This is a genomic window from Bradyrhizobium sp. LB8.2 (assembly GCF_040548035.1).
Lineage (GTDB): Bacteria > Pseudomonadota > Alphaproteobacteria > Rhizobiales > Xanthobacteraceae > Bradyrhizobium.
This window is the reverse complement of sequence record NZ_JBEPQV010000037.1, coordinates 69,842-86,246: the sequence shown is the minus strand read 5'-3', so window position 1 is coordinate 86,246 and position 16,405 is coordinate 69,842. Positions and strand designations below refer to the sequence as shown.

At 64.0% G+C, this 16,405-nt stretch carries 15 protein-coding genes and 1 pseudogene; 11 read left to right on the top strand and 5 right to left on the bottom strand.

Annotated features, from left to right (window positions below; all coding sequences use genetic code 11):
• The first annotated feature begins 273 nt into the window (after positions 1 to 273).
• Positions 274 to 1,575, top strand: a complete 1,302-nt coding sequence (locus tag ABIB06_RS33235) for an MFS transporter (RefSeq protein ID WP_354069857.1) — start codon at positions 274 to 276, stop codon at positions 1,573 to 1,575.
• 6 nt (positions 1,576 to 1,581) lie between these two features.
• Here the strand turns inward: ABIB06_RS33235 and ABIB06_RS33230 are convergent, their stop codons facing one another.
• A complete protein-coding gene (locus tag ABIB06_RS33230) occupies positions 1,582 to 3,096 on the bottom strand; it encodes a glycosyl hydrolase family 79 N-terminal domain-containing protein (protein WP_354051900.1) in 1,515 nt (504 codons plus the stop codon).
• A gap of 191 nt (positions 3,097 to 3,287) precedes the next feature.
• On the opposite strand from ABIB06_RS33230, the gene ABIB06_RS33225 reads away from it, so the two are divergent.
• From ABIB06_RS33225 to ABIB06_RS33210, 4 genes are all read left to right on the top strand, one after another.
• Complete coding sequence (locus ABIB06_RS33225) at positions 3,288 to 3,614, top strand: hypothetical protein (protein ID WP_354051901.1); 327 nt, start codon at positions 3,288 to 3,290, stop codon at positions 3,612 to 3,614.
• Between the two features lie 100 nt (positions 3,615 to 3,714).
• A complete protein-coding gene (locus ABIB06_RS33220) occupies positions 3,715 to 4,512 on the top strand; it encodes a fumarylacetoacetate hydrolase family protein (RefSeq protein ID WP_354051903.1) in 798 nt (265 codons plus the stop codon).
• A 28-nt stretch (positions 4,513 to 4,540) separates the two neighbouring features.
• A complete protein-coding gene (locus ABIB06_RS33215; protein WP_354069859.1) occupies positions 4,541 to 5,332 on the top strand; it encodes a transporter substrate-binding domain-containing protein in 792 nt (263 codons plus the stop codon).
• 151 nt (positions 5,333 to 5,483) lie between these two features.
• Positions 5,484 to 5,888 carry a hypothetical protein gene (locus ABIB06_RS33210; protein ID WP_354051905.1) on the top strand — a complete coding sequence of 135 codons (405 nt, stop codon included), beginning with the start codon at positions 5,484 to 5,486 and terminating at the stop codon, positions 5,886 to 5,888.
• A 7-nt stretch (positions 5,889 to 5,895) separates the two neighbouring features.
• Here ABIB06_RS33210 and ABIB06_RS33205 read toward each other — a convergent pair whose 3' ends face one another.
• The 4 genes and pseudogenes from ABIB06_RS33205 to ABIB06_RS33190 all read right to left on the bottom strand — a co-directional run bounded on the left by ABIB06_RS33205 (position 5,896) and on the right by ABIB06_RS33190 (position 9,207).
• Positions 5,896 to 6,636, bottom strand: a complete 741-nt coding sequence (locus ABIB06_RS33205; protein ID WP_354069861.1) for an IclR family transcriptional regulator — start codon at positions 6,634 to 6,636, stop codon at positions 5,896 to 5,898.
• Between the two features lie 20 nt (positions 6,637 to 6,656).
• On the bottom strand, positions 6,657 to 7,508 hold the full coding sequence (locus tag ABIB06_RS33200) for an HpcH/HpaI aldolase/citrate lyase family protein (protein ID WP_354051908.1): 852 nt from the start codon (positions 7,506 to 7,508) through the stop codon (positions 6,657 to 6,659).
• Positions 7,508 to 7,975 (bottom strand): annotated as a pseudogene (locus tag ABIB06_RS33195) (MaoC family dehydratase); the annotation flags it as partial. The gene ABIB06_RS33200 and the pseudogene ABIB06_RS33195, both read right to left, overlap by 1 nt.
• 29 nt (positions 7,976 to 8,004) lie before the next feature.
• Positions 8,005 to 9,207: a CaiB/BaiF CoA transferase family protein gene (locus ABIB06_RS33190; RefSeq protein ID WP_354069863.1), complete on the bottom strand. Its 1,203-nt coding sequence runs from the start codon at positions 9,205 to 9,207 to the stop codon at positions 8,005 to 8,007.
• Between the two features lie 219 nt (positions 9,208 to 9,426).
• Between ABIB06_RS33190 and ABIB06_RS33185 the strand changes: the two genes are divergently transcribed.
• From ABIB06_RS33185 to ABIB06_RS33160, 6 genes are read left to right on the top strand one after another with little or no spacing between them, the layout of a single operon-like run.
• Positions 9,427 to 10,455, top strand: coding sequence for a TRAP transporter substrate-binding protein (locus ABIB06_RS33185; protein WP_354051999.1), 1,029 nt, complete (start codon positions 9,427 to 9,429; stop codon positions 10,453 to 10,455).
• Positions 10,456 to 10,507: 52 nt separating this feature from the next.
• A complete protein-coding gene (locus tag ABIB06_RS33180; RefSeq protein ID WP_354051911.1) occupies positions 10,508 to 11,062 on the top strand; it encodes a TRAP transporter small permease in 555 nt (184 codons plus the stop codon).
• A 12-nt stretch (positions 11,063 to 11,074) separates the two neighbouring features.
• Positions 11,075 to 12,364: a TRAP transporter large permease gene (locus ABIB06_RS33175; RefSeq protein ID WP_247350811.1), complete on the top strand. Its 1,290-nt coding sequence runs from the start codon at positions 11,075 to 11,077 to the stop codon at positions 12,362 to 12,364.
• A gap of 29 nt (positions 12,365 to 12,393) precedes the next feature.
• On the top strand, positions 12,394 to 13,560 hold the full coding sequence (locus tag ABIB06_RS33170; protein ID WP_354051913.1) for an acyl-CoA dehydrogenase family protein: 1,167 nt from the start codon (positions 12,394 to 12,396) through the stop codon (positions 13,558 to 13,560).
• A gap of 33 nt (positions 13,561 to 13,593) precedes the next feature.
• Positions 13,594 to 15,147: a class I adenylate-forming enzyme family protein gene (locus tag ABIB06_RS33165; protein WP_354051915.1), complete on the top strand. Its 1,554-nt coding sequence runs from the start codon at positions 13,594 to 13,596 to the stop codon at positions 15,145 to 15,147.
• Between the two features lie 7 nt (positions 15,148 to 15,154).
• Positions 15,155 to 16,393: an acetyl-CoA hydrolase/transferase family protein gene (locus tag ABIB06_RS33160; RefSeq protein ID WP_354051917.1), complete on the top strand. Its 1,239-nt coding sequence runs from the start codon at positions 15,155 to 15,157 to the stop codon at positions 16,391 to 16,393.
• Positions 16,394 to 16,405 lie beyond the last annotated feature (12 nt).

Sequence of the window (16,405 nt, the reverse complement as noted above, 5' to 3'; positions counted from 1 at the left end):
AAAGACCCAGCGGTCGGGACGAAAAGCTGGCAGCAATCAAACAAAAAGCTGAACATCCGCCTTGACACACCAAATCCCCATGTGAGCAATCCAGAATCCTTCCGCGGGGGCACTCTGCATAGCTTCGTCGCAAGGGCGCCTCGCAATGACGGGTGTTGAAGCAGCGACGCGCAAAATTTCGCACCGTCATCCCGGGAAAGCCGCCACGCCCGCAGGTTGCAACCGCCATTATGATTGGCCATGATGCCGCCCGGGAATTTTGGGGCGCATGGCATGACGGCAGCATCGGGGGTCTCCGCGGCGGCGGAGAAATCGACGACGGCGCATGTGGTGTGGGCGAGCGCGCTCGGCACCGCGATCGAGTGGTACGACTTCCTGATCTACGGCACGGCCGCCGCCCTCGTGTTCAACAAGTTGTTCTTCCCGAGCTTCGATCCCTTCGTCGGCACGCTGGCGGCGTTCTCGACCTATGCGGTCGGCTTTGTGGCGCGGCCGATCGGCGGCGCGATCATCGGGCATTATGGCGACCGGCTCGGCCGCAAGAAGATGCTGGTCGCGACCATGATCGCGATGGGGCTCGGCACGTTCCTGATCGGCTGCCTGCCGACCTACAGCCAGATCGGCGTCTGGGCGCCGATCTTCCTTGTCATCTTGCGCTTCATCCAGGGCATCGGGCTCGGTGGCGAGTGGAGCGGCGCGGTGGTCATGGTGGCCGAGCACGCCGGCAATCGCCGCGGTTTCTATGGCAGTCTGGTGCAGATCGGTTTTCCCGTCGGCGTCGCCGCCTCCACCGGCATTTTTGGTCTGATGACGAAACTGCCCGAAGCCGATTTCCTCAGTTGGGGGTGGCGCGTGCCGTTCCTGATCAGCATCCTGCTCGTCGGGGTCGGCTTCATCGTGCGGCTGAAACTCGCGGAGACGCCGCACTTCAAGGAGGTGGTCGAGCGCAAGGAGGTGCTGGCACAGCCGGTGATGGAAGTTCTGCGCCGCGACTGGCGCAGTTTCCTGCTCGCGATCGGCATCACCGTCTCTGAAGTCGGGCTCGCTTATCTCCTCACCGTCTTCACCGTGGTCTATGCCACGACGCAGCTCGGCCTGCCGCGGCAGGTGATCCTGGACGCGGTGGTCTATGCCGCGCTGGTCGAGCTCGCGACGCTGCCGCTCGCCGGCTGGCTGTCCGACATCTTCGGCCGCAAGGCACTGTATCTCGCCGGCGGCGTGTTCACGGTGGCGCTGGCGTTTCCGTTGTTCTGGTTCCTCGACACCAGGGAGCCGGCGCTGATCACGCTCGCGCTCGTCGTCACGATGACCCTGACGCATGCGCTGCTGTTCGGGCCGAAGGCCGCCTTCATGCCGGAGCTGTTCCGCACCCAGGTGCGCTACAGCGGTGCGTCGCTGGGCGCCAACGTCGCGGCCGCGCTCAGTGGCGGCTTCTCGCCGCTGATTGCGACGGCACTGCTTGCATGGGCCGGCTCGTACTGGGCGGTGTCGGTCTACATCATCGGGCTCTCGATCATCACGATCATCGCAACGCTGATGGCGCCGGAGACCGCGCGGAGCTCGCTGAGATCCTGAGGGCGGCTAACGGCAGGCAGGATTCGCGACTGCTGGAAATACCAGGAAGGTGATGGTCGCTGGCGCAAACCGGATCGTGCCCGCCGATGCTGCGCGCGGCTCAAGCCGGGGTAGCTCGTCATCGGCATTCAGCGCGAGCGACTTGCCGTTCAGCTGCACGGTCGCGTCTTGCAGCCGCTTCGCATGCAACGTGTAACGCTCGGCGGGATGTGACAGCGTCAGGGTGGATGATGCATGCCGCGACGCGTTGATCGCGAGCACGGACACCGCGCCCCGCATGGCCGGATGGCAATGCGCATAGAGATGGAGATCTGGCGCGGCGACGGAGCTCGTGTCGAGTACGACCGTTCCCATCAGCCGGTGCCAGAGCAGCGCAGCCCAGTAGTTCGGCCGCGGACGGAACGTCCCTTCGTCGAGCAGGCCGTAGTCGCTGGCGGCCAGCGTGTTGTGCATCACGACCTGGACGCCAGCTCTTGCCAGCCGTCCGAGCTGGTCGAGATAGCGGAATGCGTCGCGAAAAGTCTTGTCCCAGCGATTGCCTCCGCAGGCTGCATCCGCGGTCTCCGTCAGCCAGATCGGTTTGCCCGGCTCGAATATGTCGCGCAGCGCGCTGTAGATCGCGAGACTCGCGTCGGTGCGCGCCAGCCATTGCTCCGAAAGCGCCTGCGCCGGATCGTCACTGCCGCCGCAGCGCGGCGACAGCGCGTTGTAGTGATGATAGGAGAAGCGATCGAGACCGGGGCCGGATGCGGCGAGCAGGTCGCGCGTGGCGATGCCGGACCCGGATGGCGACGGTGCATCGCCGATTGAACCCGGACCGACGATCAGCGTCTCGGGCGCCGCCCGTTGCATCCATTCGCGAAAAATCCTGAAGTCGCGGCCATAAGCCTTCGCATCATATCGAGGCGGCGCGCCGTTCGTCGCGGCGAGGTTTGGTTCGTTCATGAATTCCACCGCCGCGATGTGGCCGCCCAGCGAACGCGTCGTGTCGATCAGGTGCTCCGCCTGATCGGTCTTCCACGCGCCATCCGCATCGCGGCTGCCCGGACTGATCGCAAAGGAGGTGACAATCTGCGCATCAACCGCGCGGGCGAAGTCGATAACGCCACGCCATGGCGCGCGGCTGAGCACGGTGTTGAAGCCGGCAGGCGGTGCCGCCGGCGCGTCGTCGCCGTCCGCGAAATAGGTTGCATTCGCCCAGGTGCCGCTCACGCGCAGATAGGCCGGCGCCAAGGCGGCGGCGAGCTTGCGGAGACGCCGGTTGGCAAGATCGATTGGCGGCCTGTCGCTGTAGCCATCACGCTGCATCTGATGTTGCGCATAAGGTCTCCAAAAGCGACCGCCGGTCACCTCGACCATCTCGACATTGTAGGATTGAAAGCGCGCGTCGATGATGTCGATCACCGTCATGCGCGACGGTGCGATCACAGGCTCGCTTGCACTTGCCGCGCGACTTATCGCAGCGACGAGCAATGCGGCGCCGATCACGCGCGCGATGCGCAGGCGGCTGTGTCGCTCCATTGCCGGCCTTGTATACACGTCCTGACGCCTTCTTATGCTGGGCGAGCCATTAACCGCTTTTATGCGGCGAATTTTTACTTCCAATTTTACTTCGCAACATCCCGCCCATAGCCTCGCCCGCAATTGATCAGATCCGCAGCCGGTCAATGGCGATCGGTGCGCAGCAGTCATTGTAGCCAACGAGGGTTGCCATGCTTGACGGGGACGAAGTGACATCCGCTGCCAATCCGGCGGGGGCGAACGACAAATCGACAAAAAAGCTGAGCCGGCGCACGCTGTTGAAGGGGGCGGGCGCAGCCGCAGGAGCGGACGCGATCCGCGGCTTCCCGACCGATGCGCCAGCGCAGGTTTGCACGCTCCAGCGTATCAATGGCGTAATCGCGATAGAGGCGCTCCTAGTGGGCGGCGGATTGCTCGCCGGTCATCCAGACCAACTGCTCGCGCCGCACCACCTGGCCGCCGGTGTGGACGGCTGGGTGAGGCCCCGCCGCCGCACGCGACCTGTTCTCGTCAATTAGAGGACGTGCCAGTCCAGTGTTGCTGGCATACTGAATATTGATTATCAGGTGGGCCGGCGCGCATGATGCGCCCAACGAACATAAAAAGGGAGCACAAAACATGAAAGAGATCTCAGCAACGCGACGAGAGCTGCTCGCAATTGCCGCGGCGGCAAGTGCTGCTTCAATCGCGGAAGTTGCGCCGGCTGCGGCGCAGGCCGGGCAAAGGCCGATCTTTCCGGTGCCGATGGTCACCATCCCGATCATCGGCGAGACCAGCGTGTTCCAGGTCCGCCGCATCTACTGCATCGGGCGTAACTATGCGGCGCACGCGATCGAGCGGGGTTCGGATCCGAGCCGCGAACCGCCGTTCTTCTTCCAGAAACCGACCGACGCGATCCAGAACGTCGCGATCGGCGAGGTCGCGGATCATCCCTATCCGTCGCTGACCAAGAACTATCATCACGAAGTCGAGCTGGTCGCTGCGCTGAAATCCGGCGGCAGCAACATTCCGGCCGAGAAGGCGCTCGATCATGTCTATGGCTACGCGCTCGGCCTCGACATGACCCGGCGCGATCTCCAGAACGGCATGGCCGCGGAGAAGAAGCCCTGGGAGATCGGCAAGAGCTTTGACCACGCTGCGGTGATCGGCCCGATCCATCCGGCCAGCAAGACCGGGCATTTCGAGAAGGGCGCCATTTCACTGGCGATCAACGGGACGGTGAAGCAGAGCTCGGATCTCAGCAAGATGATCTGGAGTGTCGCCGAGCAGATCGCAAAGCTCTCGGAAGCGTTCGAGCTCAAGGCCGGCGACATCATCTATTCCGGCACGCCGGAGAATGTCGGCCCCGTGGTGAAGGGCGACGTGCTGCTGTGCAAGCTCGATGGCTTGCCGGACATGTCGATCAAGATCGCCTGACTGATCCAGCCCGGGTCGGGAGTGCAATATGTTGCGTTATGCCGTAGTCGTCATGTTGGGGTTGGCCTTCGCTGTCACCGGCGCTGTAACGGGGAATGCTGAAGACGCGAGCGACATCGCGCCGACGGGAGCTTTGCGCGTGGCGGTGGCCGTCGGCCCCGCCGCGTCGGCGTTCTGGACGACGCGTGATCCCGCAGACGGAAAGCCGCGCGGCGTCACCGTAGAACTCGCCAAGGCTGCCGCCGACAAGTTGCACGTTCCTCTGCATCTGGTCGAATACCAGAGCTCCGACGAGATCGCCGCCGCCAGCAGCAAGGACGTCTGGGATCTCTCCTTCATGCCGGCCGACGTCAAGCGCGAGCAGTTCGTGGACCAGGGCCCAGCTTACGTCGCCTATATGAGCGGCTATCTCATTCGCGCCGGTTCGGACATCCGCGCCGTTGCGGATGTTGATCGTGCGGGAATGCGGGTCGGTTGCATCGAGGGGACCTCGACGTCGCGGACGGTCGAGAAGTCGCTGAAGCAGGCGAAGCTGACGAAGTTCGTGAAGCCGGAACAGGCGGCCGAATTAATCGGCAAGGGGGAGCTGGATGCCCTCGCGATGGGTATGGGGGCGTTGGAAGACCTCTCGCGTAAGCTGCCGGGAACGAAGGTGCTGGACGAGGTGATCCAGTCGACCGGCGTGGTCGTGGTCGTGCCCAAGGGCAAGGCGGTGGCGAAGGCCTGGGCCGCGTATTTCCTGGATGAGGCCAAGTCGGATGGCACGGTGCGCCGCGCGCTCGACGGCAACGGATTTACCAGCGACAAGGTCGCGCCGTAGTTGCCGATCTGCCCTCCGCTGCGACCACAATCTGAAGGCAGAGGCCTTTGAATTGCCGGAGTTCCATCGGCGATTGCCCTGTGTTGGGCAACGAACAAACCTCGTGCAGCCATATTTAAGTATGAGTCACGCCCGCGAGGGAGACGCTCCGATGAACAAAGCTCTGATCACTGCCATCGTGATGCTGGCTAGCGTGCCTGCAAGCGCCGCCGCGCAGGAGCGCGCTGGTGCTGCGGCGTTGGGAGCCGTGTCAGGCGCCGTCGTGCTGGGTCCGATCGGTGCCGTCGCGGGCGCGGTGGTCGGTTATACCGCCGGACCTGCAATCGCCCGGTCCTGGGGCGTGAGAGGTTCACGCTCGGCGAGACATCGGCAACTGCCGCGTCGCGCGGCGGCGACCGGGGGTCCGCCGCGCACACGCGAGTCGATGGATGCCAATGGCCAGATGAGAGCTGCCAGCAATCCGCCGGTTCAAGCCGCGCCTGCGGTGCAGCCTGTTCAAGCTGCTCCTGTGGTGCCCGCGCAGACCACGACGCCGCCGGTTCAAGGATTCGACTGAGGTCAGCTTACGCCGCCGCCTTCGGCCGCAGCCGATCGACGGTCTGCGCGATCAGCGCCGCGACTTCCCCGACCTTCGGCCCGATCCGGAACTCAGGGCCAGCGACGACAACCGAGAGTCTGCGATCGCCGATCGGCAGCGGGATCGCGGCGCCCGCGAGGTCGCGGCTATAGTCGGCGAAGCTCTGGCAATAGCCGCGCGCGATCGAATTGCGCAGCTCGGTCTCGACGGCGTCTATGCTGATCGGCGTTGACGGACCGTATTGCTTGAATTCTATCTTGCGATAGACGGAGTCGCGCTCCTCCGGCGAATACTGCAGAAGCAGGGCGCGGCCGCTGGCGGTGGCGTGAATCGGCACGCGGTGGCCGATGGTCGCGAAATAGCGGATCGCGGCCTGGGACTCGACGACGTCGATGAACACGGCCATCACGCCAGCCGGCGCCACGATGGAGGCGGTCTCGCCGGTCTCGGCCGAGAGGTCGGCGATCAGCGTGTGTGTCCACGGCGGCAGCGGCTCGACCTCGGAGATCATCCGCGCCATCGCCAGCCAGCGCGGCGTCGGGTAGAAGCCGGCCCGCGGCCGCGGTTCGTAGAGATAGCCTTTCTCCGACAGCGTCGCGAGCAGGTTGAAAGTCGACGAGCGCGGCCAGCCGAAATGGTCGGCGATCTCGGCAAGCGTCGCCGGCTTCCTCGTTTGCGCGAAGAACTCCATGATCTCCAGGACGTTTGCGGCTTGGCGGACGATCATGGTGAGGCTTGCATCCTGATCTAGGGCTGGCCGAGGATTTTCTTCGCGGCGCGAAGATGCGGCTTGTCGATCATCTGGCCGTCGAGACGCAGAGTACCGGAGTTCGGATTGTTCGCGAATGCCGCGATCACCTTCTCTGCCCAATTACGCTCGGGCTCGGTCGGCTCGAACGCCGCGTTGACGACGTCGACATGCTTTGGATGGATCAGCGCCTTCGCCGAAAAACCGTCGCGCCGCGCGGCGCGCGTTTCCTGCTCGAGTCCTGCCAGATTGTCGATGTCGGTATAGACGGTGTCGATCGGCGCGACTTCGGCCGCCGCCGCCGCCATCAGACAGAGATCGCGTGCCAGACGATAAGGGCTGTGGAACACGCCACCTGACGCCTTTTCAGTAGCGCCGAGCGAAGCGGAGAGATCTTCCGCGCCCCACATCAAGCCGGCAAGGCGCGCGGAGCAGCCCTTGTAGCTGCCCAGCCCGAAGATCGAGCCGGCGGTTTCGGTCGCGACGCAGACGATGCGCGTCGTGCCGACCGCGATGCCGGCCGCAGCCTCCAAGGCTTCGAGCCAGGTTGCGACCTGGCGCACGTCGTCGCCGCCTTGCGATTTCGGCAGCACGATGCCGTCGGGCTTGCCTGGCATCACCGCGGCGAGGTCAGCGAGCGTCATGCCGGTGTCGAGCGCGTTGACGCGGACATAGAGCTGATGGGGGCCGCGAGAGCCCTTCAGCATCGCCAGCGTCAACCCGCGCGCTTCCGGCTTCTTGTCGGTGACGACAGAGTCCTCGAGATCGATGATCAACGCGTCGGCGTTGCCTTCGCTGGCCTTCTCGAATTTTCGCGGGGAGTCGCCCGGCACGAACAGCATCGAACGCATCAGACCGGCCTCTTGTGCATCATCGCCATGCGGCGGCATTTGCCGACGATCTCGTCGTTCTGGTTGAGCGCGTGGTGCTCGAACTCGACGATGCCCGCCTTGGGGCGCGATTTGGATTCCCTCAACGAAAGCACCTTTGTCGTCGCCCGCAAAGTGTCGCCATGGAAGACCGGCTTTGGAAAAGTGACGTCGGTCATGCCGAGATTGGCGACGGTGGTGCCCATGGTCGTATCATAGACCGTCATGCCGATCATGATGCCGAGGGTGTAAAGGCTGTTGAAAATGCGCTGGCCGAACTCGGTCTGGGCCGAAAAATGCGCGTCGATGTGCAGCGGCTGCGGGTTGAGCGTCAGCAGGCTGAACATGGTGTTGTCCATCTCCGTGACGGTCCGGCTCAGGGGATGCCTGAACTCCTGGCCCACGGAAAAATCTTCGAAATAAAGTCCGGCCATCGTGGTTTCCTCCCTGTGTCTCGATTTTTGCCGGCGCCCGCTGCTTACGGCGGCGCCGCCAGGTGAACTGCTTCTTGCTCTGCAAGCTGCTCGATCTCGTCCACCGAGAAGCCGGCCTCGGCCAGGATGTCGCGGCCGTGCTGGCCGAGTGTCGGCGCGGGGCCGGCGGGCTCGGGCTGGGTCACGCTCCAGGTCGAGGGCACGCGCATCTGGCGGATGCGGCCTTCCACGGGGTGATCTACAGTCTGGAAGAAGTCGATCGCATTGAGATGCGGATCGTCCAAAATCGTCTCCAGCGTGTGCATCGGCATCACCGGAATGTCGGCGCGCTCCAGCAGCTCGCGCCATTCCGCGGTGGTGCGCGTGACGAAGATGTGGCCGATCTCCTCGTAGATATCGTCAATATGATTCGTGCGCGCAGCGTGGTTGGCAAAACGCGGCTGATCGAGGAAATGCGGTTGCCCGATCGCCTCGAAGAAGGTGCGCCAGTGCTTGTCGTTGTAGATGAGGACGCAGAGATAGCCGTCGCTGGTCTTGTAGGGTTTTCGATAGCGCGAGAGCAGGCGGGCGTAGCCGCCGTGGTCGAGCGGCGGATCGTAGGTCAGTCCGCCCAGATGATCGACCAGCACGAACTCCGTCATGGACTCGAACGTCGGCACGTCGATGCGTTGGCCGATGCCGGTGCGCTGCTGGTGCATCAGTCCGCCCATGATGGCATTGACCATCATCAGTCCGACGATGCGGTCGGCGATGGTGTCGGGAACGTAACGCGGCGTGCCGTCGCCGGCGGCCGCGAGAAGTGTCGGAATGGTGGCCGCGCCCTGAATGAGATCGTCATAGGCGGGCTTGGCGGCATAGGGGCCGGACTGGCCGTAGCCGAACGCGCCGACATAGACGAGGGAAGGGTTGATCTCGCGAAGCGTCTCGTAGTCGAGGCCGAGCCGCGTCATCGCCTGCGGGCGCACATTATAGACCAGCGCGTTGGCACGCTTCGCCAGTCGCAGCAGTGTGGCGCGCCCTTCCTTCTTCTTGAGGTCGAGGACGATGCTGCGCTTGCCGCGGTTGGCGTTGAGAAACATCCCGCCCATGCCGGGTGTGCGGCCGGGACCGATCTGGCGAACGATGTCGCCCCCGGGGCTCTCGACCTTGATGATTTCAGCGCCCATGTCCGCCAGCACTTGGGTGCCATAGGGGCCCATCAGCACGGAAGTCAGGTCGAGAATAGTGAAGCCGGCGAGCGGTCCCATAGGGCCTCGTTCATTACATTCATATACGTGGAGTTAGAATTCATAAATCTCCGGGGTCAATCCGGAGAACTCTGAGCTGGGCGCATTGCACTATTCATACGCTTGACATATAAATTCACCTATATGTATTTTTATCTCAAGCAAGAACTGGAGCGGGGCCAAGTGGTCGGCAGCGAGATGCTGCCGCCGCCGGCATGGGGACGCGTCAAGGAGAACGAGATGAAGAAGATTTTGCCCTGGGCTGCCGCAGCGCTCGCGCTCTCGCTGCCGGTCTCGACGCGACAGGCGCAGGCGCTGGAGCTGAAGGTCGCCGACTCCTTCCCCGCGGGGCACTATCTCGTCCGCCTGATGCTCAAGCCGTGGATGGACGACGTCACCAAGCGCACCAATGGCGCGGTGACCTTCACCTATTATCCGAACCAGCAGATCGGCAAGGCCGCGGACATGCTGCGGCTCACCCAGTCGGGCGTGGTCGACATCGGCTACATCGGGCCGTCTTATGTCTCCGACAAGATGCCGCTATCGGAAGTTGCACAATTGCCAGGCGCGTTCGAAACCGCCTGCCAGGGTACGCTCGCCTACTGGAAGACCGCGCGCGAAGGCGTTTTGGCCAAGCAGGAATACGCGCCCAACAAGATCAAGCTGCTGTTCGAGGTGGTGCTGCCGCCCTACCAGGTGTGGACCGCCAAGCAAAAGGTCGACACGACCAAGGACATGAGTGGCCTGAAGCTGCGTACCACCGGCGGCGCGCAAGACCTGACCTTGCGCGCGCTCGGCGCGGTGCCAGTGCGCATGGCTGCACCCGATGCCTATGAATCGCTGTCGCGCGGCACAATGGACGGCCTGCTGTTCCCGATGGAGAGCGTCGTTGCCTATGGGCTCGACAAGCTGGTCAAGCACGCAACGGAAGGCGTCAGCTTCGGCAGCTTCATCGTCGCCTATTCGATCAATCAGTCGGTTTGGGACAAGCTTCCGGACGACGTGAAGAAGGCGATGAACGACGCGTCGGAGGCGATCGAGCCTATGGCCTGCGCCCAGGTCGACAAGGAAACGGAGACGACCAAGAAGCACCTTCAGGACCAGGGCGTCAGCTTCGAGCCGCTGCCGGAGGCGACGCGCACCGAGATGAAGGACAAGCTGAAGGGCGTCGGCCAGGAATGGGCGGCTGGGCTCGACAGCCGTGGCAAGCAGGCGTCCGCCGCGCTGAAGGAGTTTGAAGGCCTGCTCGCCGCCGGCGGCGCCAAATAAGGCGCGAAGTAAGGCGCGAAGTCATCCGACAGGGAAGAAGGAGACGCGAGAGGTGATCAAGCGGGGGGGATATGTGCTCGGCGTGCTGGAACGCGCGCTGACGGTGATCGCGGTGGTGTTCCTGTTCGTGATCATGCTGCTTGTCGTTACCGACGTGTTCATGCGCTACGCGCTGAACCGTCCGTTCTCCTTCACCTATGATCTGATCGGGCTTTATCTGCTCGCCGGCGTGTTCTTCTTCACGGTCTCGGACGCTCTGCGCGAGCACGCCCATGTCGGCGTCGATATCCTGCTGTCGCGCTTCTCGCCGGCGGGACGGCGGCTCTCGGAGATCATCACCGCGCTTGTGGGCCTGTTCGTCTTCGTCCTGATCTGCAAGGTCGGCCTCGAGCGTGCGGTGGAAAATTACGAGCAGCATGACGTGCTGGCTGGCGCGATTGCCTGGCCGACCTGGATCTCGGCGGCGCTGGTGCCGCTCGGCTGCGGCGTGCTGGTGCTGCGATTGCTGCTCCAGCTCGTCGGCAATCTGCTGAGCCTCGTCAGCGGCCGTGACCTCTATCCGCTGCCGCCGGTGACCGGCGTTGGCGAAGCACGATCCTTTGAGTAACGGCAGGCATTCATGACACCCTTCATCGTTCTCGCCCTGCTGTTCGGCCTGCTCGCACTCGGCACGCCCGTCGGCTTCGCGATGGCCTTTTCCGGTTCGGTCGGCCTCGTGATGGTCGGCGGCTGGAGCACACTGTTCGGCATTTTGCAAACCGCGCCGCTCTCGACCGTCTCCTCCTACGAGCTGATCACCATCCCGATGTTCCTGCTGATGGCGGACCTCGTGCTGCTGTCGGGTGTCGCGGACGATTTATTCAAAACGGCCTCGGCCTGGGTCGGCCGCATCCCCGGCGGGCTCGGCATGGCCACCGCGTTGGCCGGCGCCGGTTTTGGCGCTATCTGCGGCACATCGACGGCCTCGGCCGCAACCCTGTCCTCGACCAGCCTGCCGGCGATGATCCGCCAGGGCTATGAGCCGAAGATGGCCGCAGGCGTGGTCGCGATATCAGGCACGCTGTCGATGCTGCTGCCGACCAGCGTCGCACTCGTCATCTTCGGTCTCCTTGCCGAGGTAAATATCGGCAAGCTGCTCGTCAGCGGCATCATCCCCGCGATCCTCGTCACCATTACCATCATGGCCACGATCTACTTCCTGGTCTGGCAGGATCCATCGCGCGCGCCGCCCGCCAAGTCGGTGCCGTGGCGCGAAAAATTCGCGCTGCTGTGGCAGGTCTCGCCAATGGTGGTGCTGTTCTCGATCGTCACGGGCACGATCTATCTCGGCGTCGCCACGCCGACGGAGGCCTCCGCGTTCGGTGCGTTCGGCGCCTTCCTGCTCGCGATCGTCAAGGGCAAGATCACGCCGTCGTCGCTTTACGCGACGCTGCTGCGTGCCTGCCATGGCACCTGCATGATCATCATGATCCTGGTCGGTGCGTCGATCTTCGGCTACTTCTTCACGCTCACCCACGTGACCCAGGATCTTGTCGCCTGGGTCGGCTCGCTGCCGGCCTCGCGCTGGGTCATCATCACGCTGATCCTGTGCGGCTACATCGTGCTCGGATCCTTCATGGACCAGATCGCGATCCTGGTGCTGACCGTGCCGATCGTGCTGCCGCTGATCAAGACGCTCGGCTTCGATCCGATCTGGTTCGGCGTCATCAAGATCGTCACCGCCGAGGTCGGCATGATCACGCCCCCGGTCGGGCTCAACTGTTTCATCGTCGCCCGCTATGCCAAGCGGCCGGTCGCGGAGGTGTTCCACGGTACCTTCCCGCATTTCATTGCGCACCTGATTGTCATTGCGATCCTGGTGGCGTTTCCGTCTATCATCCTCTGGCTGCCCTCGCAGATGGGGCGCTAGAACTAACGAGCCTCCACAAGGAGACCAACATGGATTTCGCGCTCACCGATCAGCAAGAGGCCATCCGCGACGCCATCGCAAAGATCTGCGAAGGCTTTCCCGATGCGTACTGGCTGAAGAAAGACCATGACGGCGGCTTTCCGCACGACTTCCACAAGGCGCTGGCCGACGCCGGCTGGCTCGGCATCTGCGTGCCGGAAGCCTATGGCGGCTCCGGGCTCGGCATCACCGAAGCCGCGATCATGATGCGCGCGATCGCGGAATCCGGCGCAGGGATGTCCGGCGCATCCGCGGTGCACATCAACGTCTTCGGCCTCAATCCCGTCGTCGTGTTCGGCACCGAGGAGCAGCGCAAGCGCATGCTGCCGCCGATGGTCGAGGGCCGCGAGAAGGCGTGCTTCGCCGTCACCGAGCCCAACACCGGCCTCAACACCACGCAGCTCAAGACCCGCGCCGTCGCCAAGAACGACCGCTACATCGTCAATGGCCAGAAGGTGTGGATCTCGACCGCGCAGGTCGCGCACAAGATCCTGCTGCTGGCGCGCACCACGCCGCTGGAGGAAGTGCGCTCGCCGACGCATGGTCTCAGCCTGTTCTATACGGACTTCGATCGCAACAAGATCAAGGTCCACGAGATCGAGAAGATGGGCCGCAAGATCATCGATTCCAACGAGCTGTTCTTCGAGGACTTCGAGATCCCGATGGAAGACCGCATCGGCGAAGAAGGCAAAGGCTTCCAGTACATCCTCGAAGGCATGAACCCCGAGCGCATCCTGATCGCGGCGGAAGCGGTCGGCCTCGGCAAGGTCGCGCTGTCGCGCGCCACCGAATACGCCAAGACCCGCGTGGTGTTCAACCGGCCTATCGGCAAGAACCAGGGCATCCAGCATCCGCTGGCCATAAACTGGGTCGAGCTCGAAGCGGCGTGGCTGATGGTGATGTCGGCGGCGTGGCAATACGACAAGGGCATGCCCTGCGGCGGCGCCGCCAATGCCGCGAAATACATTGCAGGTGAGGCCGGATACCATGCCTGCGAGCAGGCGGTGATGACCCATGGCGGCTTCGGCTATGCCAAGGAGTTCCACGTCGAGCGGTACTTGCGCGAAGTTCTGATCCCGCGCATCGCGCCGGTCAGCCCGCAGCTCGCGCTCAGTTTTATCGCGGAAAAGGTGCTTGGACTGGCCAAGTCATACTAGGTTTTCACGCGGACGTTTCGGCAGGGGCCGCCAATGAACCTCGCTCATCATCTCCTGCGTGCCGCTAAGGCCGATGCGTCCGCGCCGGCGTTGCTCAAAGGGTTGACGCCGGTTGCCGATTACGGCCGGCTCGCCGCGACGGTGGCGTCGCTGGCGGCATCGCTGCAGCAGCGCTTCGGCTTGGCGAAGGGCGATCGCGTTGCGCTGCTGATGAAGAACGTGCCCGATTACGTCGCCTGTCTGTATGCCTGCTGGCATGCCGGGCTGGTTGCCGTTCCCATCAACGCAAAGCTGCATCCGCGCGAGGTCGCGTTCATTCTCGACAACTCGGGTGCGGCGGTCGTCTTCCTGACCGAGGACATGGCGAGCGTTGCCTCCGAAGCGTCGGCGCTTGTTGCGGCCAGGCCGCGCATCGTCGAGATCGGTTCGGCCGAGCATCATGGTCTCGAAAAGACTGACGGCATTGCCGTCGCCGATGTCGTGAGCACAGATCCCGCCTGGATCTTCTACACCAGCGGCACCAGCGGGCGTCCGAAGGGCGCGGTGTTGAGCCACCGCAATCTGCTTGCGATGGCGCTGAACTGTCTCGCCGAGATCAATCCGGTCGTGCCGGGCGAAGCGCTGCTGCACGCCGCCCCGATGTCGCACGGTTCAGGCCTCTACATGGTGCCGCACGTGCTCGGCATGGGCGCACAGATCATTCCGGAGAGTGGCCGCTTCGAGCCGGACGAGATCCTTGAGCTGACGGCAAAGCGCGACGGCATCTCCTTCTTTGCCGCGCCGACGATGGTGCGGCGCCTGACCGTCGCGGCTGAAGCAGCTGGCGCGACCGCGCCGGGGCTGAAGACGATCATTTATGGCGGCGGCCCGATGTATGTCGCCGATTGCAAGGCGGCGCTCGACGTGTTCGGACCAAAGCTTGCGCAGATCTACGGTCAGGGCGAAACGCCGATGACCATCACGTACCTGCCGAAGTCGATGCATGTTGATGCCGGGCATCCGCGTCATGCCGAGCGGCTGGCGTCGGTTGGCATCGCGCAGGGCGTCGTACAGGTACGCACCGTGAATGAGGCAAGCCGCGACGTCGCACCGGGCGAGGTCGGCGAGATCATCGTGCGCGGCGATACTGTCATGTCGGGCTACTGGCAAAATCCCGAGGCGACTGCGAACACACTGCGCGACGGCTGGCTCTATACCGGCGATATGGGGGCCTTCGACACCGACGGCTTCCTCACGCTGAAGGACCGCTCCAAGGACGTCATCATCTCCGGCGGCACCAACATCTATCCGCGCGAGGTCGAGGAGGTCCTGTTGCGGCATGAGGCCGTCGCCGAAGTCTCTGTGATCGACCGTCCCCATCCGGAATGGGGCGAGGAGGTGGTGGCCGTCGTCGTTCCCGTCGCGGGCAGGGCGGTCACGCGGGACGAGCTCGACCAGATGTGCAATGCCTGGATCGCGCGCTTCAAGCGGCCGAAGCACTATTATCTCATCGGCGAGCTACCGAAGAACAGCGACGGCAAGATCGTGAAGACGGAATTGCGCACGCTGCTCGGCGAGTCCTCCGCGCGCCTCAAACCGATGGATTGAGGTGGCGATGCTCGAGCCCGCGTCGCCGATCGACTTTTCCGGCCTGGTCCGTGAGGGTGATCTCGTCGTGTGCGGGCAGGCGACTGCGGAGCCGGTCACGCTGACAGAAGCGCTGATGGCACAGGCGGAACATCTTCCACCGTTTCGCATGATGGTCGGACCCGTGTTCTCGGAGACGTTTCCCGCAGGCCCCGCGCCCAACGTGTCGTTCCTGAGCTATGGCGTGATCGGCAATGCCCGGCGGCTCGCCAAGGCCGGACGGCTCGATCTGATTCCGAGCAACTATAGCGCGTTCTGCGCCGATTTCGCCGCGCGCCGCCATAAGGCCGATGTCGTTCTGGTGCAGCTTGCAGGGTCCAGGGGGCGGCTCAGCGCCAGCCTCTCCAACGATTATGTCATCGATGCCGCGCGCGGTGCGCGCCTGGTCATCGCCGAGATCAACCCGGATGCGCCTTTTACGTTTGGAGCGGAGTGGCCTGAGGACGTGACGATCCATGTGCGCGTCCCGGCCCGCTGTGCGCCAGTCGAGCTGGCGTCGCTGCCGCTGGACGATGTTTCGCGGCGCATTGCGGCGCATGCGGCGGGGCTGATCGACGATGGCAGCACGCTGCAGTTCGGCGTCGGTCGAATTCCGGACGCAATTCTCTCCTCGCTCTCGCATGTACGCAATCTCGGAATCCATTCCGGCCTGATCAACGACGCCGTCGTCGATCTGATCGAACGCGGTGCGGTGACGAATGCGGAGAAGGGTATCGATGCCGGGATCACGGTTACCAACCAGGTGATCGGGACGCAGCGGCTCTATCGCTTCGTGCACGAGAACAAGGCTGTTTCGGTGCGGCCGACGTCATACACACACGGCCAGGACGTGCTGGCCCGCATCAACCGGCTGGTCGCGATCAACTCGGCGCTCCAGGTCGGGCTCGATGGCAGCGTCAATTCCGAGACGCTGAATGGCGTTGCGATCGGTGCGATCGGCGGGCAGCTCGATTTCGTGCGCGGCGCCAATGCCTCACCTCGGGGAAGGGCGATCATCGCGCTGCCGGCGACGGCTTCGGATGGCACGAGCCGGATCGTCGCCCATGTCGAGACAGTGACGACCCCCCGCGCCGATGTCGATGCCATCATCACCGAATGGGGCGTTGCCGAGCTGCGCGGCTGCGGCCTTGCCGAGCGTGCGCGCCGCATGATCGCGATCGCGGCGCCTGGGCACCGCGACGCGCTATCGGCGCAGCTTCGTCGATGAAGCGAAGCCCGT